The following is a 15,073-nucleotide window of genomic DNA, read 5'->3' on the forward strand; positions in this document are numbered from 1 at the left end:
CCGACATGTCCGCGCGAGACGAGATTCTCTCGATGCTCAACCAAGTCAGCGACCTGAGGCTGAGCGCGGAACGCTGGCAGAAGGTGACCGCGCTGCTCCACCGCATGGAGAGCGCACGAGCCGCGAACGACCTCGACGGGATGCTGGCGGTGGTCGTCGAGCTGGAGATGGCGGCCCGCAGGATCCCCACGATCGGATCGGAACCTGCAGGACCTCCACCTCCACCGGTACGTGACCGGCTGAACCAGTTGGTGCACGCGCTCGGTGGCGACCAGGGAAGCGGACCATCGCGGTGACTCGACCAGACGTGACGAACCAGGCTGTGGTCGCGCACTTCTTCGCGCCGCTCGACGGGTCTGTCTCCGCCGCGGACGACCTCGTGCGGGAGAGGTGGACAGAATGTCAGCAGGCTTTCGGCGCCACAGCGCCGATTCCGTCGACCAGTCTGCCGACCCGCATCCCGCAGACACTCCCCCGGCCTGCCGTCACGGGATCAGCACTGGTGGCGGCGGCGCAGCGCCCCGACCGGACCGCCCAGCTGATCCTGCGCATCGAGCACGACGTCCTGGCGCTGTCCATCATGGTCACCGGAGCGACAGGACGTTGGGAGCACACCGATCCCACGTTGTTCACACCAGCGGACGACCAGCCTCTGCTCGGATCAGCGCTCTTCCTCATCGGCAACAGCGAGGAGCCGTTCGCACGTCCGGCCCTGCCCGCGTGGGCCGGTTCGTCCGACTGGCGCGACAGTTCCCTCGCCGGCTCACTCGCCCTGTGGGAGCTGGGTCCGCTGGACGACGAACGGTCGCACCGGCGGTTCGTCGCGCTCTCGGTTCCTCAGGACGACTGGACGCTCGGCAGCTGGACGTGGTCGCACGACGGACGTCCGGAGATGCCGCGTCTCGCGCGGTACCTCATGCACGTGGCCAAGATCCGTTACGAGCTGCGGGTCTGGTCGGCATTCCAGGACATCGCCGAGCTGTGCGGCAACCACTACGGCGACGTCGCGGCGTTGACGCGAGCGGTGAGCGCTGCCAAAGCGATGCGCCACACAGTCGACATCGCCACGACCAACGCGAGATCCGCGCTGGCGCACGACCACACCGACATCGATGCGGCGGATCCGCTGGCCGACGACCGGGAGCTCGCGGCGTGGTTCCGGCAGCGGCTCGACGACGCCATCGTCTACCTGGACACGTTCCTGGACGGCGCGCTGAGCCCCGGCACGGCGCCCTCCGCGGCCGTGGAGGCTCCTCGAGACAGGCCGGTCCGAGTGCTCGCCGTGGCCGACGAGTGGTTCTCGAGCCAGGGCGGGCTCAGCGTGTTCAACCGCCGTCTGTGCATCGCCGTCGCCCAGGCCGGCGCCGAGGTGATGTGCCTGCTGCCCACCGCGTCCGGCGAGGAACGTGACGACGCCGCCGAAGCCGGTGTCGTCTTGGTGGTCACGCCTGATCTGCCCGGCAGCACCGTTCGCGAGAGGTTGATGCGCAAACCCGTGCTGCCCGGCGGCACCCCGCCTGACATCGTGATCGGGCACGGCCGCATCACCGGCCCCATGGCCAAGTGCCAGGCGGAGGACCACTTCCCCGGCTCCGCGCGGCTGCACCTGCTCCACATGGCACCCGATCAGCTCGAATGGTTCAAGCAGGACCGGGCCACCGACGCCGGCAGCCGCGCGGACGAACGCACCCGCGCCGAGTTGGACCTCGCCCGGCACGCAGCCAGAGTGCTGCCCGTCGGACCGAAGCTCGCAAGATGGGCGGTGCGCGATCTGTCCGCACTCAACGGCACGACACCGCCGGTCCACCGCATCGATCCCGGTTTCGACCGCGGGGTCGACAGGTCTCGCCTACCGCTCGACGGCGATCCGCAGATCCTCGTGATGGGCCGGATCGACGACGCGAGAATCAAGGGCCTCGACCTCGCGGCCAAGGCACTCGGCCGCGCCAGGGAGCTCTCATCCGCGCAGGAGAAGTGGGAACTGCTGGTGCGCGGCGCGGCGCCAGGTGAATCCGAGCCGGTGCAGGTCGCGGTGTGCGACTGGGCCGGCCACCACATGGTCCAGGTCGTCGTCCGTCCCTACACCACCAACTCCGAGCACATCGGCGAAGACCTCCGCCGCGCGAGCCTCGTGCTGATGCCGTCCCGCGCCGAAGGGTTTGGGCTGGTGGGCGCAGAGGCCATCACGGCGGGCACCCCACTGCTGGTGAGCGCCGACAGCGGCCTGGGCATGCTCCTGCACGAGGTCCTGCCCAGAGAGCTCGCGGATCGCGTCGTGGTGCCGGTGGTGGACCGCGACGAGGTGGACGTTGAGCGGTGGGGCTCGATGATCAACACGATCATGGGCAACCGGGTGGCCGCCTTCGACACCGCACGAGCCGTTCAAGCCGAGATGGCCACACACCGGACCTGGGCGACAGCAGCCGCGACGGTGCTGGATCTCCGCTTCGAACCGAACCCTTGACACGCCGCGACATGCGGCCGCCCGGGGCCTCCTGAACGTGAGGCAGCCTGCCGCATTCTACCGCCACCTCAACGAAGGGCTGTCGACAGCAAAGGCGTTGCGCCAGGCGCAGCTGTGGATGCTCGGCCCCGGCCGCGTGCTGCCTGAGGAAATGCCGCAGGAGTTCAGAGCGCTGGGCCGGGTTCACGCCGCTGGGCCGATGAGAACAGACCTCACAGGACGGTCAGGCGATGGGACCGGCCGTGCGCAGAACGAGGTCGACGACCTGTTGCATCTGGCTCCAGTCGGCGGCGTTGGAAGCGCCGTAGACGATGTAGTCGAGACCCGCCCGCCGCCAGTAGCGCGCGAACGCATGCCGTTGCACACCTTCCGCCGTGTACAGGAACTCCCACTCCACCACCTCAGCGCTGGACGAGACGGTGGCCAGCTTGATCCGCTGGTAGCCGGTCTTCACCCCGGACTCGTTGGCGGCGACCGCGTGGTAGAGCGGCCGGACCTCGGACGCGCTCGCGCCGTACCGGACGAGCGCGCCCGGCGTGGCAGGATCGTCCGCCTGGTGGTTGGTCGTCTGGCTGCCCGCGGCGACCGTCCAGGTCTGCGGGATCGAGACGAAGATGCCGTTCGGACCGGTCACCGCGCGGTATCCCGTCGGAGTCGATGCGACACTGGACACCGAAGTGGACGGTCGAGTGGTCGTGTACTTCCGTTGGGGCACCGTCGTGGTCGTGGTGACGGGGCCCAATCTATTCGATGTCACGGGGACTGGCGCGGCACCAACGTTCTGCCCGGTCGAAGATTTCTCGTCACCGCGCACGAAACTGACGGCCACCACGGCGGTCACGGCTACGAACGACGCGACCACGGCCGCGATGATCGCCTTGCCCTCCATGGACTTCCGCGGCGCAGGTGGCGAGATGAACTCACTCACGACCTCCGCAGGCGGATCCTCGTAGATCGGCACCGCCGGCGAGACAGGTGGCGGCGTGCCCCTCACCGGTGCCGGACCCCACAGCGAAGCTCGCGGCGGTTCCGTGTTTTTCCTTGTCAAATCGGTGTTCGCGGCGTCTTCCATGCCGGTCCGTCCTTCCCGAGACCTCATCCACCAGAAACAATCGCCACCGCATCGCGCGATGTTTCTCGCATGACGAGGAGAGCACGATGACCGACAACCGTCCCGCAGCAGGAGATCTGACGGACCAGCGCGTGCCGGGCCGGGTGGCGGTCGGCACCGTCACCCGGATCGGCACCGTCCGTCAGGAACCCTTCGTGAGAAGAACCAGCCTGACCGTCGCAGTGTGGGGATGTGTCGCGCTGACCGTCGCCGAGGTCGCGTTCAGCCCTGTACTCGGCGGGATGTCCTTGCTGGCCAAGGCGTTTGTGGCCACCTTTGTGGTCACGGCGGCGGCGTGCGCTCTGCGCCGCTGGACGCCGAAGCCGGACAAGGTCGACGTGCACCCTTTCTGGGTCACGGACGCGACCGGCGCGGAACACCCTTGCCGCGTCAGGGGTTCGATGACACACGGCCTCCCGTTGGAGGGTACCGGCGTCGAGGTGTACGGCCGGGTCGACAGGACGGGATCAGTGCTGGTCCGAGAGCTGGTCACGGACGGTGGACAGGCTTCGCGACCCAGGTTGCCGCTACCCCAACGGATCTTGCGCGGCGCCGAGGTGCTGAACGTCGTCCTGTGGGCCGGAGCTGCGCTCACGGTGGCCTGGCTGCTGGTGTTCTCGCGGTGAACGGTTGCTCCGGTCGAGTGACTGTTCGACGGAAGTTCCGCACGGCGTAATGGTTTTTGAGCTGCGTTCGATGAGACCGGCATCGAACGCGTGACGTCCTCGATGGACATGAGGGAGCTGGTGGCGTGCCGAGGCCACTGATGAACAACAGGTCCGAGCCCACGACCTGGACCGGGCGGACGACCAGGTCGAACGCATCGGCGCGGACGAAGGTGCTCTCCGAGCGCAGGTCGGCGCGTTATCTGCGCTCACTGCAGGCACTCGACGGCTCCGGCAAGCTCAGCACGGCCGACGTCGACGAACTCGTCGGCTCCGTGCACAAGGAGTTCGCCGAGAAGTTCTGCACGACACCGCTCGGCATCGTCTCGCGCTGTTACCTCGGCGCGCCGTACGAAGTGCACACGCTCGCGTTGGACGGCTCGATCATCTCGCACTACCGCGCCGGAGAACCGTTGCCGCACGGCATGGATCGCGCGCGATCCCTCGCGGAGTCCGAACGCTACCTCGCCATCGAGGTCTACCCGGACCGTCTGATGTGCGTCCGTCCCGACGGCTCGACCGTTCTGCTGGAGAGTGACCGGTGAACACGACCAATGTATCCGTGACAGACCTCTCCAAGGTCGTCAACACGCTGAACCAGGTGACGCGGAACCAGCAGGCGCTCGGCGACCAGCAGGTCGTCCTGCACAACGCCATGTCGACCGTGCAGCGCAACCAGGACACCACCCAGCAGGAGCTCCTGGGCCTCAAGGCGCAGTTCGTCGAGTACGTCCGGCGCGACGAGCTGCGGCAGAACCTCCAACTGGCCCAGGTCCAGATCCTGGAGGTGCGCGGCGAGCTGAACGACAGGTTCGGGAAGTTCGCCGACGTGCGCGAGCTCGCCACCGGCACGTTGCAGGCGCTCGACGCGGGCATCGTCTCGCAGGGCGCCATCCGCGACCTGTCCGAGGAGCTGATGCTGCGCACGCCGGGCTACTGGCTCGCGCCCGCGCTGATCGCGGTCGCCGCCTGGATCAGGGACGAGCCGGAACTCGCGACGAAAGCGATCGGCGAGGCACTGCGCAGGGACAACGACAAGGCGTCGCTGTTCTTCGCGCTCGTGCTGCGCCGGCACCAGCGCGACCGGGCAACAGCCGCCTGGGTGCGGCAGTACGCGGCGCGACAGGACCCGACGAAGCTCTCCCGGGAGTTCGTCGTCGTGCTGGACGCCGTGTCGACCGGCGCGTTCGGACGCGAGGCGAAACCGATGCTGCTGGAGCAGATGTCCGAGTGGTACGGACGGCTGAGCCAGGATCAGGACACTGTGGACAGACAGGTCGAGCGCTGGGCGAAGATGATCGACACGATGCGCCGCCCGGCCGACGCGTGCTACGAGCTGCTGCCCGTGATCAGCCCGACGTGGCCGCAGCTCAAGGACCTGCTCGAAGGCGCGACCGTGCACGGCGCGGCGGAGGAGATGCTGCGCGCGACGTTCGAGGGGCCCATCCCGCAGAGCCAGGATCTCCACGAGCGGGTGGACAACATCCTCGACAACCTGGTGCGCGACTTCGACGCCGAGGAAGCCCCGTACCGCAAGCGGGAGGCTTGGCTGCAGGCCGTCGTGGACGCGGACGGCGACCACGACGTGGCCAAGCGGAAGATGGCTGCCGAGGACCCGTTGCACGAGCAGGCGGTCGACTTCCTGACGTTGCTCAGCAACGCCGCCCTGCACGGCGACCGCGCCGGAGCCTCCGCCGGCACCCAGCGGTTCACGCTGGCGCTGGCGCGCGACTGGCTGACGCAGGGTGCGGGAAGGCTCGAGGCGGACAACATCGCCGCGATGCCGTCCCGCGTCGAACTGCGCGCCGAGGGCTGGACCGGCTGGGTCGACGGCAACACCGACGAGCAGAAGTTGGTCGGCTCGCTGTCCGAGCACATCGACCGGGAGACGGAGAAGGCCGTCAGCGAGGTGCGGATGAGCGGTGCGGCGCAGGCCGCCTCGATCTTCGGCGGCCTGGCACTGCTGGTGGCGTTGCTCTCGGCGGTCGGTGGCGCCAGCGGGTTCGCGTTGTTCTTGTTGCTCGTGGCGGCAGCGCTGGGCGCGTGGGCCGCCTTCGACCTCAGGGCGCTGCCCGCCCGCCGCGCGGAGATCCGCCGCAAGGGCGACCAGCGCCGCGTCGCCGCCGTGGTGCGGCTGCGCGGGGCGATCGCCGAACTCGTCGACCTGCGTGGCGAGTGGCAGCAGGAGATCGCGAAAGCGGGCTCGCTGCGCGCCTTCGCTGAAGGGCTCACCGCCACCGCCTTCGTCGCCACCGCACCCGACCAGCTGCGAGGAGCCTGACATGCCCGGTCCAGCCCACACTCGGGACCAGCGCGTGCCACAACCGGCGGTCACGCCACGCCACGGTGTCACCGAACGGGACATGGCCCTGGAGTTGCCCACGTGGGACCTCATGCCTCCCGTGGAGTTCCTCGACCGCCACCGCAGGCGGTAACCCCGATGCGGCACGCTCCCGGACCGTACGCGGACTGGCGCGCGTGGCTCGACGCGTTCGCCAAAGGCATCGACCTGCCCGCCGAGCACCTCGCACCGATCGGCGAACAGATGGGGCCGCACGTGCAGGAGCGCCTGATGCGACACATCGCCGAGGCGTTCGCCCAACGGCAACGCCGCTGGGCGGACACGTTCCAGCGCGACCTCGGCACCCTGACCGGCGATCCGGTGCACGCCCTGGCTGCGATCTTGGCGAGTGCCCGCACCCGGCTCGCGCCGTTGCGCAAGTTCTGCGCGTCCCCCGCCATGACACCGGCGCTGCGCGAAGAACTCACCTCCGCGCTCGACGAGACCTTGCGGTCCTCGCAGCGCAGCCTTGAGGACTCGGTCCGGCACGCGCCGATCGCGTTGCAGGCGGTGGTGCGCGACAACCGGCTGACGACCGCACCGCCCCCTCTCCCTGCGCCGGGCGGGCAGAGCCCTGGCCGGCGAGTGATCATCTGAGCATCGGAGAACCACATGCCCAACGGAGCGGAGACCAAAGCCCGCGTCGAGTCGTATCTGCTCGCCCGGATCCCGTTCGTCTCCATCCGCACCGTCGAGCGCACCCGCGTGCTGGACGCGCTCGGCGAGCTGGCCCGCGAGAAGCAGCTCGACGTCCTGGTACACACCCTGAGCCAGGGCCTGCGCGACCTGCGCACCAGAAGCGTGATCAGCGATGACAAGTCGCTGCTGGGCGCGCTCGACCTCGCCGGTGAGTGGTTCCAGTCGAGGTCGAACCTCACGATCGTCTTCACCGACGTACAGCACCTCTCCGACGACAACGACGTGTCGCGGCGGTTCGCCGACCTGGCCACGCTCGCCGAGGAACACGGTGGCTGCATCGTGATCATCACGTCCGACCCGGTGTGGAGCACGTTGCAGCGCATGGGCATGTCGGTGCGGCTCGACCTCCCCGACTTCGACGAGATGCACCAAACGATCAGGGAGTTCCTCCGCCCGTACACCACCGACATCCGCATCGAGTGGAACCCGGCCGACTACGAGCAGGCCGCGTCGATCCTCGCGGGAGTCACCAAGACCGAGGCCCAGAACATCCTCGCCACCTTCGTTGTGAAGAAGGAGATCACCAAGGCCGACCTCGTAGAACTGAGCCGCGCCAAGGACTCCATCTTCAGCGAACTCTCCGGCATCGAACGCGTGGAACTGCGCCCCGGCGAGTACGAAGTAGGCGGCCTCAGCGGCCTCCGCCACTGGCTGGACCGCAAACGCGACCTGCTCACCATGGACCTGCGCGACCGGGGATCCGAGCCCCGCGCGGCGTCCTGCTCGTAGGCGTACCCGGCTGCGGCAAGTCCTTGTCCGCCAAGACGATCGCCTCAGACTGGCAACTCCCCCTCTACCGCCTGGACATGGGCTCGGTGCTGGGCGCGTACGTCGGCCAGTCGGAGAAACGCCTGCGCGAAGCCCTCGCGACCGCGGACACCGTGGCTCCGTGCGTGCTCTGGATCGACGAGATCGAGAAGGGGCTTGCCGGTTCCGGCACTGACTCCACCGGCGTCACCACCCGCCTGGTGGGTCAGTTCCTCTACTGGCTGCAGGAATCGCGCGCGAGAGTGTTCGTGGTCGCCACTGCGAACGACGTCCGCTCACTGCCACAGGAACTGCTGCGCAGCGGCCGGTTCGACGACATGTTCTTCGTCGACCTGCCCGAGCCCGACGAACGGCGCGAGATCATCTCGATCTACCTGCGCAAGTACCTGCGGACGCCGGTCGAGCCTCACCTCGTTGACGAGTTGGTGCGGATCAGCGACGGGTTCGCCGGCTCCGACATCCAGTCGGCGGTGACCGAGATCTGCCACGAAGCGATCCGGATCGGCGACCACAACGTCGGTGAGGACTACTACCTGAGCTGTTTCCGCAACGTCATCCCACTGCTGCGGTCGGCGCCGGAGAAGGTCGAGGAGATCAGGCAGCTGCGAGACCGGGCGATCCCGGCGTCTGGCCGGACCCGTGCCACGGCCGATCAGCCGGCTGCGGCCCGCAGGGTTGTGCTCGGCTGACATACCCCGCGGGTGCAGCCGTCGACGCATCGCTCTAAGCCTTTCGCACGCCGATTCCTGGAGAACTCCGACGCCACGAACCGTCGCGCGCCGGTGGGCCGCCTTTCAACAGGCGGGCGAACACGTGAAGAAGAGGCCATGGCCCGGCCCGCGACCAGATCCAGTGTCAGAGCGGCAATGCTCCGACCTTCGTCACGCCCAGCCCGGCCGTCACGGTCGGCCTCGGCGGCGAGCCACTCGTAGAATCCCTGCCGCCGGAGCCCGAGGATCGGCACAACCGCTGACTCCACAGATGGCGCGGTGCTCGGACATGAACCGGTAGCGGTAGATCATCGATCCATCTCGTGCGCAAACAGACAGCGCTTTGCGGAGAATCTCCTTCTCCAGTTCTGCCGGGCGCTTGCGCATCGCCGCAGTCTCCAGGGCCTGCTCGGCCTGCGCCACCTGCTCCGGTCCTTCGCCCGCCGCGCATCCCGCACCCACGACCGCAATGTCGCATGCAAGCGCATCCTGGCGGAACAACGCCGGATACCTCGTCGGACGAGACGACATCCTCTCGCCCAACAGCACACGCTGTCAGGACTCAAGGTGCCCGGCAGCCAGGGACACCAGGGCGGCCCATTGCGGGCAGGGATGTAGCGCAACGGCAGGGGGAGAACAGGGCCCGTCGCCTCTTGCCAGCAGCAGGAACAGCCTCTGCTCGTCGCCGTGTCAGAGCTTTGTCAGCGCCATGTCGGAGCCTTGCCCAAGGGCACTGCGCACACGCTGTCCCGCTGCCAGAACAAAGGGAACAACCATGTCCAAAATGGTCACTGCCGTGGCTGTCACTCTGCCGGTCCTCGTAGGCGCCGCAGGAACCGCGCAGGCCTCCACCCTGTCCACCTCCGAGGACGCCACCGCATTGGCCGACCTCTGCAGTTGACCCGCTGGCCGTAGGAAATGCACTTCCACGACAAGCCGCACGCACACGATTCCCGGCGCTGGACCGAGGCCGTGGCCAGGCTTTGACCGAACGGAAAGAAACCACCGCATGAAGACGAAGATGAAGACCCAGGGCGCCATTACGGCACTGGCGACCTTCGCTGTCCTGGGCTGCCTGACGTTGAGCGCGACTCAGGCTTCAGCCGCAGCCCCGCGGGCGCTGCCGTCCCCGGCCGAAACCGCCGCCGCGCTGCCCGTCGTCAACATGGAGGCCACCGTCCTGGCCGCCCAGATCGATCCCCGGCGCGCCGACGACACGCTGACCCCAGGCGCCAAGGACTCCGTGCTGGCCGTCGAGCGGGCACTCCAGGCACGCAATCTGCTGGACGCCCAGTGGGTCGACGGCTACTTCGGAACCACGACCATCAAGGCGTACGCGGCCTACCAGCGTTCGCTCGGATACACCGGACTGGCCGCGAACGGGCTGCCCGGCCCGAGTTCGCTGGCCACGCTCGGGCAGAGCCGGTTCACCGTCTCCCACGTGATCAAACCAGGCTCGAAGGTTCAGCGTGACGGGTACGTCGTCAACACCCGTACCCAGGCGATGCTCACCGAGACCGAACGTCTGCTGGGGCGTCGCCTCGTGCTGGACCAGGGCTCCTACAACCCCGGCGGCGACCCGACCTCCGCCGGCACCCACGACGGCGGCGGCGTCGTGGACATCAACGTCGACGGCATGTCCGCCGCCACCCGCACCGCCATCGCCCGTGCGCTGCGCCAGGTCGGCTTCGCCGCCTGGGTCCGCAGCCCGTCCCAGGGCGACTGGCCGTGGCACATCCACGCCGTGGCGATCAACGACACCGACCAGGCCACCCAGGCCCAGAACCAGGTCGGTGACTACTACCTCGGCTTCAACGGCCTCGCCAACCACCGCCCGGACGACGGCCCCCGCATCCCGATCCGGACGTGGGAGGACTACCAGCGCGCGAACTGATCAGAAGCCCAGACACCACCCGGATCACTGACACTTCACCAAAGGGAAACCCGTGAAAATCGCACGCATGACGCTCGCCGTCGCCGGGGCCGCACTGGCCCTGGTCGCGCCCCTCATGGCCGCCACCGCCTCGCCCGCGTCCGCCGCGAGCAGGGACGGCGACTGCGACAGCGGAGAGTTCTGTTACTACTACAACAGCAACCAGGCCGGCTCGCTCTCCGACTTCACCGGCTCGATCAGCGATCTCGGCGCCACTCAGCCGTCCTGCTACGAGTTCAAGGGCGCCGGCGCCGGCAAAGGCGTGTGCGTGAAGAACAACGCCGCATCAGTGCGGAACCGCACCAGCCACACGGTGCGGGTCTACTTCAACAGCGGCTACGGCGGAGCGAGCCAGGACTTCGCACCCGGCGCGGCCGGCAATCTCAACGCCACACTGAAGAACAACAACGCCAGCCACAAGTTCCTCACCGGGGGCGGCGGCGGTTCACAAAGCCCCACCAACGACTACGACGGCCGTCCCCGCGGGTTCGCCCAGAACAACTGCACCGCCTTCGCGGCCTACCGGGTCGCCAGCAGGCTCGGCGTCCCCAGCTTCAGCAACTCCTACGGCGGAACCACCTGGGGCAACGCCGGCACCTGGGACGACGCCGCCCGCCGCGTCGGCGGCGTCACGGTCAACAAAACCCCGAAGGTCGGCGCCATCGCCGTCAACGACGTTCACAGGGTCGGCCACGTCGCCTACGTCAACGCGGTCCACTCCGACGGCTCGTTCGACGTCGAGGAATACAACTGGAACAACCCACTCGCCTACGGCACCCGCAAAAACGTCCACGTGAGCAACGCCCAGGCCGACTTCCAGTGGATGCTCCACTTCTGACCGGCCAGTGATCACCCTCGAGGTGCCGGTAGTCCTAACGGCACCTCGAGTTCGCCGGTTACCACGCAGCCCGAGACGCCCAGGCCTCCAGGCTGAACGCCAAGGAGTGGACGCCGCAGGAGATGAAGCACAGCTTCGTTTCGGTGCTGTCAGCGTCCGGCGTGAAGATCGAGGACATCGCCCGCTGGTCGGGCACAGCAGCACGACGGTCACGGAGACGGTGTACCGCCATCAGATCGTGCCCGGGATGCAGCATGCGGCCATCATGATGAACGACATTTCCCGCTGGCGGGTTAGACCGTTGTCGCTCAATTAGTCACTCAGGTCCCCAAATGGTCCCCAGCAAGATCACGAGCGTGATCAAAACGGCGACATGCAAAAGACTCTCTGATCAGGCGTTATGTCACGATCAGAGGGCCTTTCCAGACCGTCGGGACGACAGGATTTAACCTGCGACCCTTCGACCCCCAGACACGCGTTCACAGCCCGTTGACCTGCAGAAACAAGACGCTCAACGCAGTTGGATGTACTTGACGAACGGTCAAGTGCGCTCGCGCTCGTTGTGCGGCTGCTCAAGATCCGCTGAATGGATCGGGCCTTGTGAACGCGCCAAGTCGCCACTGTTGGTCAGCCGCCCGTTGTGGTGCGACACCGGTGTGCCTGAGCGATCGACGCCGGTCGCGGTCGCGGTGTTGTTCACCAACCCCGGCTTCCACGTCGGACTGTGACTCAGCGCCGCACGAGTTCGTGGTGCAGTACCTGTTTCAGCTCCGGCTGCGTGAACCGGAACCCGCCCTCGGTCAGACGGGCCGGAAGCACGCGCAGGCTGCCGAGCACCTCGGGGGCGACCTTGCCCAGTGCCAGCCGCATGGTCCAGGTGGGTACGCGCAGCACGGCGGGCCGGCCGACCACCCTGGCCAGGGTGCGGGTGAACTCGATGCTGCGAACCGGGTTCGGCGTGGTGATGTTGTACGGGCCTCGCGCACCGGGCAATTCGGCGAGGAACCGGATGGCGCGCACGGCATCGGTGAGGCCGACATAGCTCCAGTACTCGCGGCCGGAACCCAACCGGCCACCGAGTCCCTTGCGGAACAACGGCAGCAACTGGGGAAGTAACCCACCTTCGCGGGCGAGCACGAGACCCATACGCAGATGGCACACCGGAATCGTGGCCGGTTCGGTGGCCCGTTCCCATTCCCGGGTGAGGTCTGGCAGGAAACCGGACCGGGCCGAGTCGGCGATCTCGGTCAGCTCGAGTTCACCGCGATCCACGCCGTAGTAACGCATTCCCGACGCCGAGAGCAGGATCCGGGGTTGCGGGTCGGCCTGCGCGGTCAGCACGGCGAGCGCGTGCGCGGTGTCGATCCGGCTGCGCCGCAGTACGTCTTGGTACGCGCGCGTCCACCGCCGCTCGCCGAGCCCGGCTCCGGCGAGGTTGACCACGATGTCGGCGCCGGCCAGCAATCCGGAATCCGGTGAAGCAGTGGGGTCCCAGCGTCGTTCGTCGGCGGCGGTGGGTTCCCTGCGAACCAACCGGATCACGGTATGCCCGTCCGCGGCATACGACCGGCGCAGCGCGGTCCCGATCAGACCGCTCGAACCCGCGATCACGATCCTCATCGCAGACTCACTGCCAAAGCGACCACATAGGACACTCCGACAAGAACAGTCATGGTAGCCGCACGCACGGTCAGCCGACGGCGGAAGCCGGGAATTTCCTCAGGCAGCGCGAAGATCCTGGCCGGCCAGTGCCGCCACGAGACGTCGACGAAGATCCCCGCCGCGACCACGTCGAGCCCCACGGCCAGGGTGAAGCCGACGGACACCGCCCCGGAGCCGGCGATCGCGACGCCACCCCCGCTGAACAGCAGCCCGACGACGAGCGCGACGACCGGCCACCGGTTGCCGTTGGCCAGGACGACGAGGAACTCCTCGCGCTGCTCGTCATCCCGGAAGAACCTGGCGACCCTGGGCTGCACCACGACCAGGCTGTAGACCATCGACCCCAGCCACAGTGTCGTCAACACCAGGTACACCAGCTGGACGATCACGACCATCCCGCCCACCCCTCGCCTCCGCGACCATAACAACGACACGCACGTGAGACATCACGGGCCCGTGTGCCTGCTCCGGGCAGTTCACTCGATGGTTGGGTGGCTCCCAGAGTTCCGAACCTGGGATCGGTGTCGGGTCACGATGCGCAAAGAGGGTCGCCAGGGACAACGTGTGCGCGCCCACCTCCCCGACGCACTCGACCTCGCCGCCTGACTGTCACAACGGATTGGTCACGGCGTGAACCGCAAGAGTGTTGGTGCACTCTGAGCAACCATGCGACTTTTCGTGCTGGCACGCTGGCTGCTCACCGTGCTCACCCTGCTCGGGGCGGTGCTGGTTGGGCCGGGCGTGGCGAACGCCTGTGCGTGCGGAGCGGCGATCGCCGACAACCTGACGCCGGTGCGGGAGACCGCGCTGGTCGAGCTGGATGGCCCGACCGAGCACGTCACGGTGAACATCACCGCCGACACCACGTCGGACTCGGTGGCGTTCCTCATGCCGGTACCGAGCCGGGCCGAGTTCGCCATCGCCGACGCTGCATTGTTCACCGACCTGGACGAGGTGAGCCGGCCCAGGGTCGAGTACCGCGAGAAGAGGATCGACGGCAACGGAGCCGGTGGCGTCGAGGCGCCAGGCGGCGAGGTCACGGTCGTCGACCACGTCGAGGTCGGGCCCTACGAGCTGGCCCAACTGACCGGCACCGACAACCGCGCGGTCAGCGACTGGCTCACCGCCAAGGACTTCACCCTGCCCCCTGACCTCGCCACGCACCTCGGCCCGTACCTGGCCGAGGGCTGGCTGGTCATCGCGGTGCACCTGCGGCCGGAGGCGGCAAAAGAGACCTTCGCCGACGGGTTGCCGCCGATGCGGATCAGCTTCGCCACCGACGAGCCGGTCTACCCGATGCGGTTGTCGGCCGCCGCCAAGCGCAGCCAACCGCTGCGGCTGTACGTGCTCGCCGACCACAAGACGGACGTCACCGACCCCACCCCCGGCGACAGCGAGCCCGACCTGACCTTCGCCGACTGGCTGACGCCCGACGAACTCGACAAGCATCCGGAGCTGGCGAAGCTGGTGACCGAGCGTCGGTTCCTGACCCGCTACGAAGCGCGGGTCGACCCGGCGAAAGTCACCGACGACATCCACCTCACCCAGGCGGCCGAGGACGAGACGTACCGGGCGGTGGTGGTCCAGACGCGGTACGTCCGAGGCCCGTCCACCACCGAGGTGACACTGGTGGTGCTGGGCGGCGTAGTGCTGGTCGGGCTCGCGGCCGGGACGGTCATCCTGGTGCGGCGGCGTCGACAACGCCAGTGAGGGCCCTGGTAGCTCACGGGTGACCGAAGGGCGCGGGCGCGCACTACGCCGGAACTTGGCGTCGTGGCGGCCCTTGGTCTTCTTGCCCGCGTCGTAACCGGTGCTCGCGGTGGGAACGGTGTCGCCGCCGCGCGCTGTGTGGGAATCCACGATCGCGTTGGTGGGTAGTGGA

15 protein-coding genes are annotated in these 15,073 nt (G+C 68.0%); 12 read left to right on the forward strand and 3 right to left on the reverse strand.

Annotated features, from left to right (window positions below; translation table 11 throughout):
* Positions 1-5 precede the first annotated feature (5 nt).
* Positions 6-296, forward strand: a complete 291-nt coding sequence (locus OG205_RS20440; protein ID WP_330277833.1) for a CATRA system-associated protein — start codon at positions 6-8, stop codon at positions 294-296.
* Positions 293-2,464: a CATRA conflict system CASPASE/TPR repeat-associated protein gene (locus OG205_RS20445; protein ID WP_330277834.1), complete on the forward strand. Its 2,172-nt coding sequence runs from the start codon at positions 293-295 to the stop codon at positions 2,462-2,464. Before OG205_RS20440 ends, OG205_RS20445 begins: the two co-directional genes overlap by 4 nt.
* Positions 2,465-2,687: 223 nt before the next feature.
* Here OG205_RS20445 and OG205_RS20450 read toward each other — a convergent pair whose 3' ends face one another.
* Positions 2,688-3,392, reverse strand: a complete 705-nt coding sequence (locus tag OG205_RS20450; RefSeq protein WP_330277835.1) for a hypothetical protein — start codon at positions 3,390-3,392, stop codon at positions 2,688-2,690.
* 230 nt (positions 3,393-3,622) lie between these two features.
* Between OG205_RS20450 and OG205_RS20455 the strand changes: the two genes are divergently transcribed.
* The 9 genes from OG205_RS20455 to OG205_RS20495 all read left to right on the forward strand — a co-directional run bounded on the left by OG205_RS20455 (position 3,623) and on the right by OG205_RS20495 (position 11,529).
* Positions 3,623-4,201, forward strand: coding sequence for a hypothetical protein (locus tag OG205_RS20455; protein ID WP_330277836.1), 579 nt, complete (start codon positions 3,623-3,625; stop codon positions 4,199-4,201).
* Positions 4,202-4,326: 125 nt separating this feature from the next.
* Positions 4,327-4,785 (forward strand): hypothetical protein, encoded by a 459-nt coding sequence (locus OG205_RS20460; protein WP_330277837.1) that lies wholly within the window; start codon positions 4,327-4,329, stop codon positions 4,783-4,785.
* 17 nt (positions 4,786-4,802) lie between these two features.
* Positions 4,803-6,521 carry a hypothetical protein gene (locus OG205_RS20465; RefSeq protein WP_330277838.1) on the forward strand — a complete coding sequence of 573 codons (1,719 nt, stop codon included), beginning with the start codon at positions 4,803-4,805 and terminating at the stop codon, positions 6,519-6,521.
* A gap of 1 nt (position 6,522) precedes the next feature.
* Positions 6,523-6,675, forward strand: coding sequence for a hypothetical protein (locus OG205_RS20470; protein ID WP_330277839.1), 153 nt, complete (start codon positions 6,523-6,525; stop codon positions 6,673-6,675).
* 5 nt (positions 6,676-6,680) lie between these two features.
* The gene (locus tag OG205_RS20475; RefSeq protein WP_330277840.1) at positions 6,681-7,178 is read left to right on the forward strand and encodes a hypothetical protein; all 498 of its coding nucleotides are present in this window, start codon (positions 6,681-6,683) and stop codon (positions 7,176-7,178) included.
* Positions 7,179-7,193: 15 nt separating this feature from the next.
* Positions 7,194-8,009: a hypothetical protein gene (locus tag OG205_RS20480; protein ID WP_330277841.1), complete on the forward strand. Its 816-nt coding sequence runs from the start codon at positions 7,194-7,196 to the stop codon at positions 8,007-8,009.
* A gap of 23 nt (positions 8,010-8,032) precedes the next feature.
* Positions 8,033-8,737 (forward strand): AAA family ATPase, encoded by a 705-nt coding sequence (locus OG205_RS20485; protein WP_330277842.1) that lies wholly within the window; start codon positions 8,033-8,035, stop codon positions 8,735-8,737.
* A gap of 1,030 nt (positions 8,738-9,767) precedes the next feature.
* Positions 9,768-10,652, forward strand: a complete 885-nt coding sequence (locus tag OG205_RS20490) for a peptidoglycan-binding domain-containing protein (protein ID WP_330277843.1) — start codon at positions 9,768-9,770, stop codon at positions 10,650-10,652.
* A 67-nt stretch (positions 10,653-10,719) separates the two neighbouring features.
* Entirely contained in the window at positions 10,720-11,529 is an 810-nt protein-coding gene (locus tag OG205_RS20495) for a CHAP domain-containing protein (protein WP_330277844.1), read from the forward strand.
* Between the two features lie 729 nt (positions 11,530-12,258).
* Here the strand turns inward: OG205_RS20495 and OG205_RS20500 are convergent.
* A complete protein-coding gene (locus tag OG205_RS20500) occupies positions 12,259-13,149 on the reverse strand; it encodes a TIGR01777 family oxidoreductase (protein WP_330277845.1) in 891 nt (296 codons plus the stop codon).
* Positions 13,146-13,586 carry a hypothetical protein gene (locus tag OG205_RS20505; protein ID WP_330277846.1) on the reverse strand — a complete coding sequence of 147 codons (441 nt, stop codon included), beginning with the start codon at positions 13,584-13,586 and terminating at the stop codon, positions 13,146-13,148. Before OG205_RS20505 ends, OG205_RS20500 begins: the two co-directional genes overlap by 4 nt.
* Before the next feature lie 271 nt (positions 13,587-13,857).
* On the opposite strand from OG205_RS20505, the gene OG205_RS20510 reads away from it, so the two are divergent.
* Positions 13,858-14,901, forward strand: coding sequence for a DUF2330 domain-containing protein (locus tag OG205_RS20510; RefSeq protein WP_330277847.1), 1,044 nt, complete (start codon positions 13,858-13,860; stop codon positions 14,899-14,901).
* The last annotated feature ends 172 nt before the right edge of the window (positions 14,902-15,073 follow it).

The organism is Lentzea sp. NBC_00516, assembly GCF_036346835.1.
GTDB classification, from domain to species: domain Bacteria; phylum Actinomycetota; class Actinomycetes; order Mycobacteriales; family Pseudonocardiaceae; genus Lentzea; species Lentzea sokolovensis.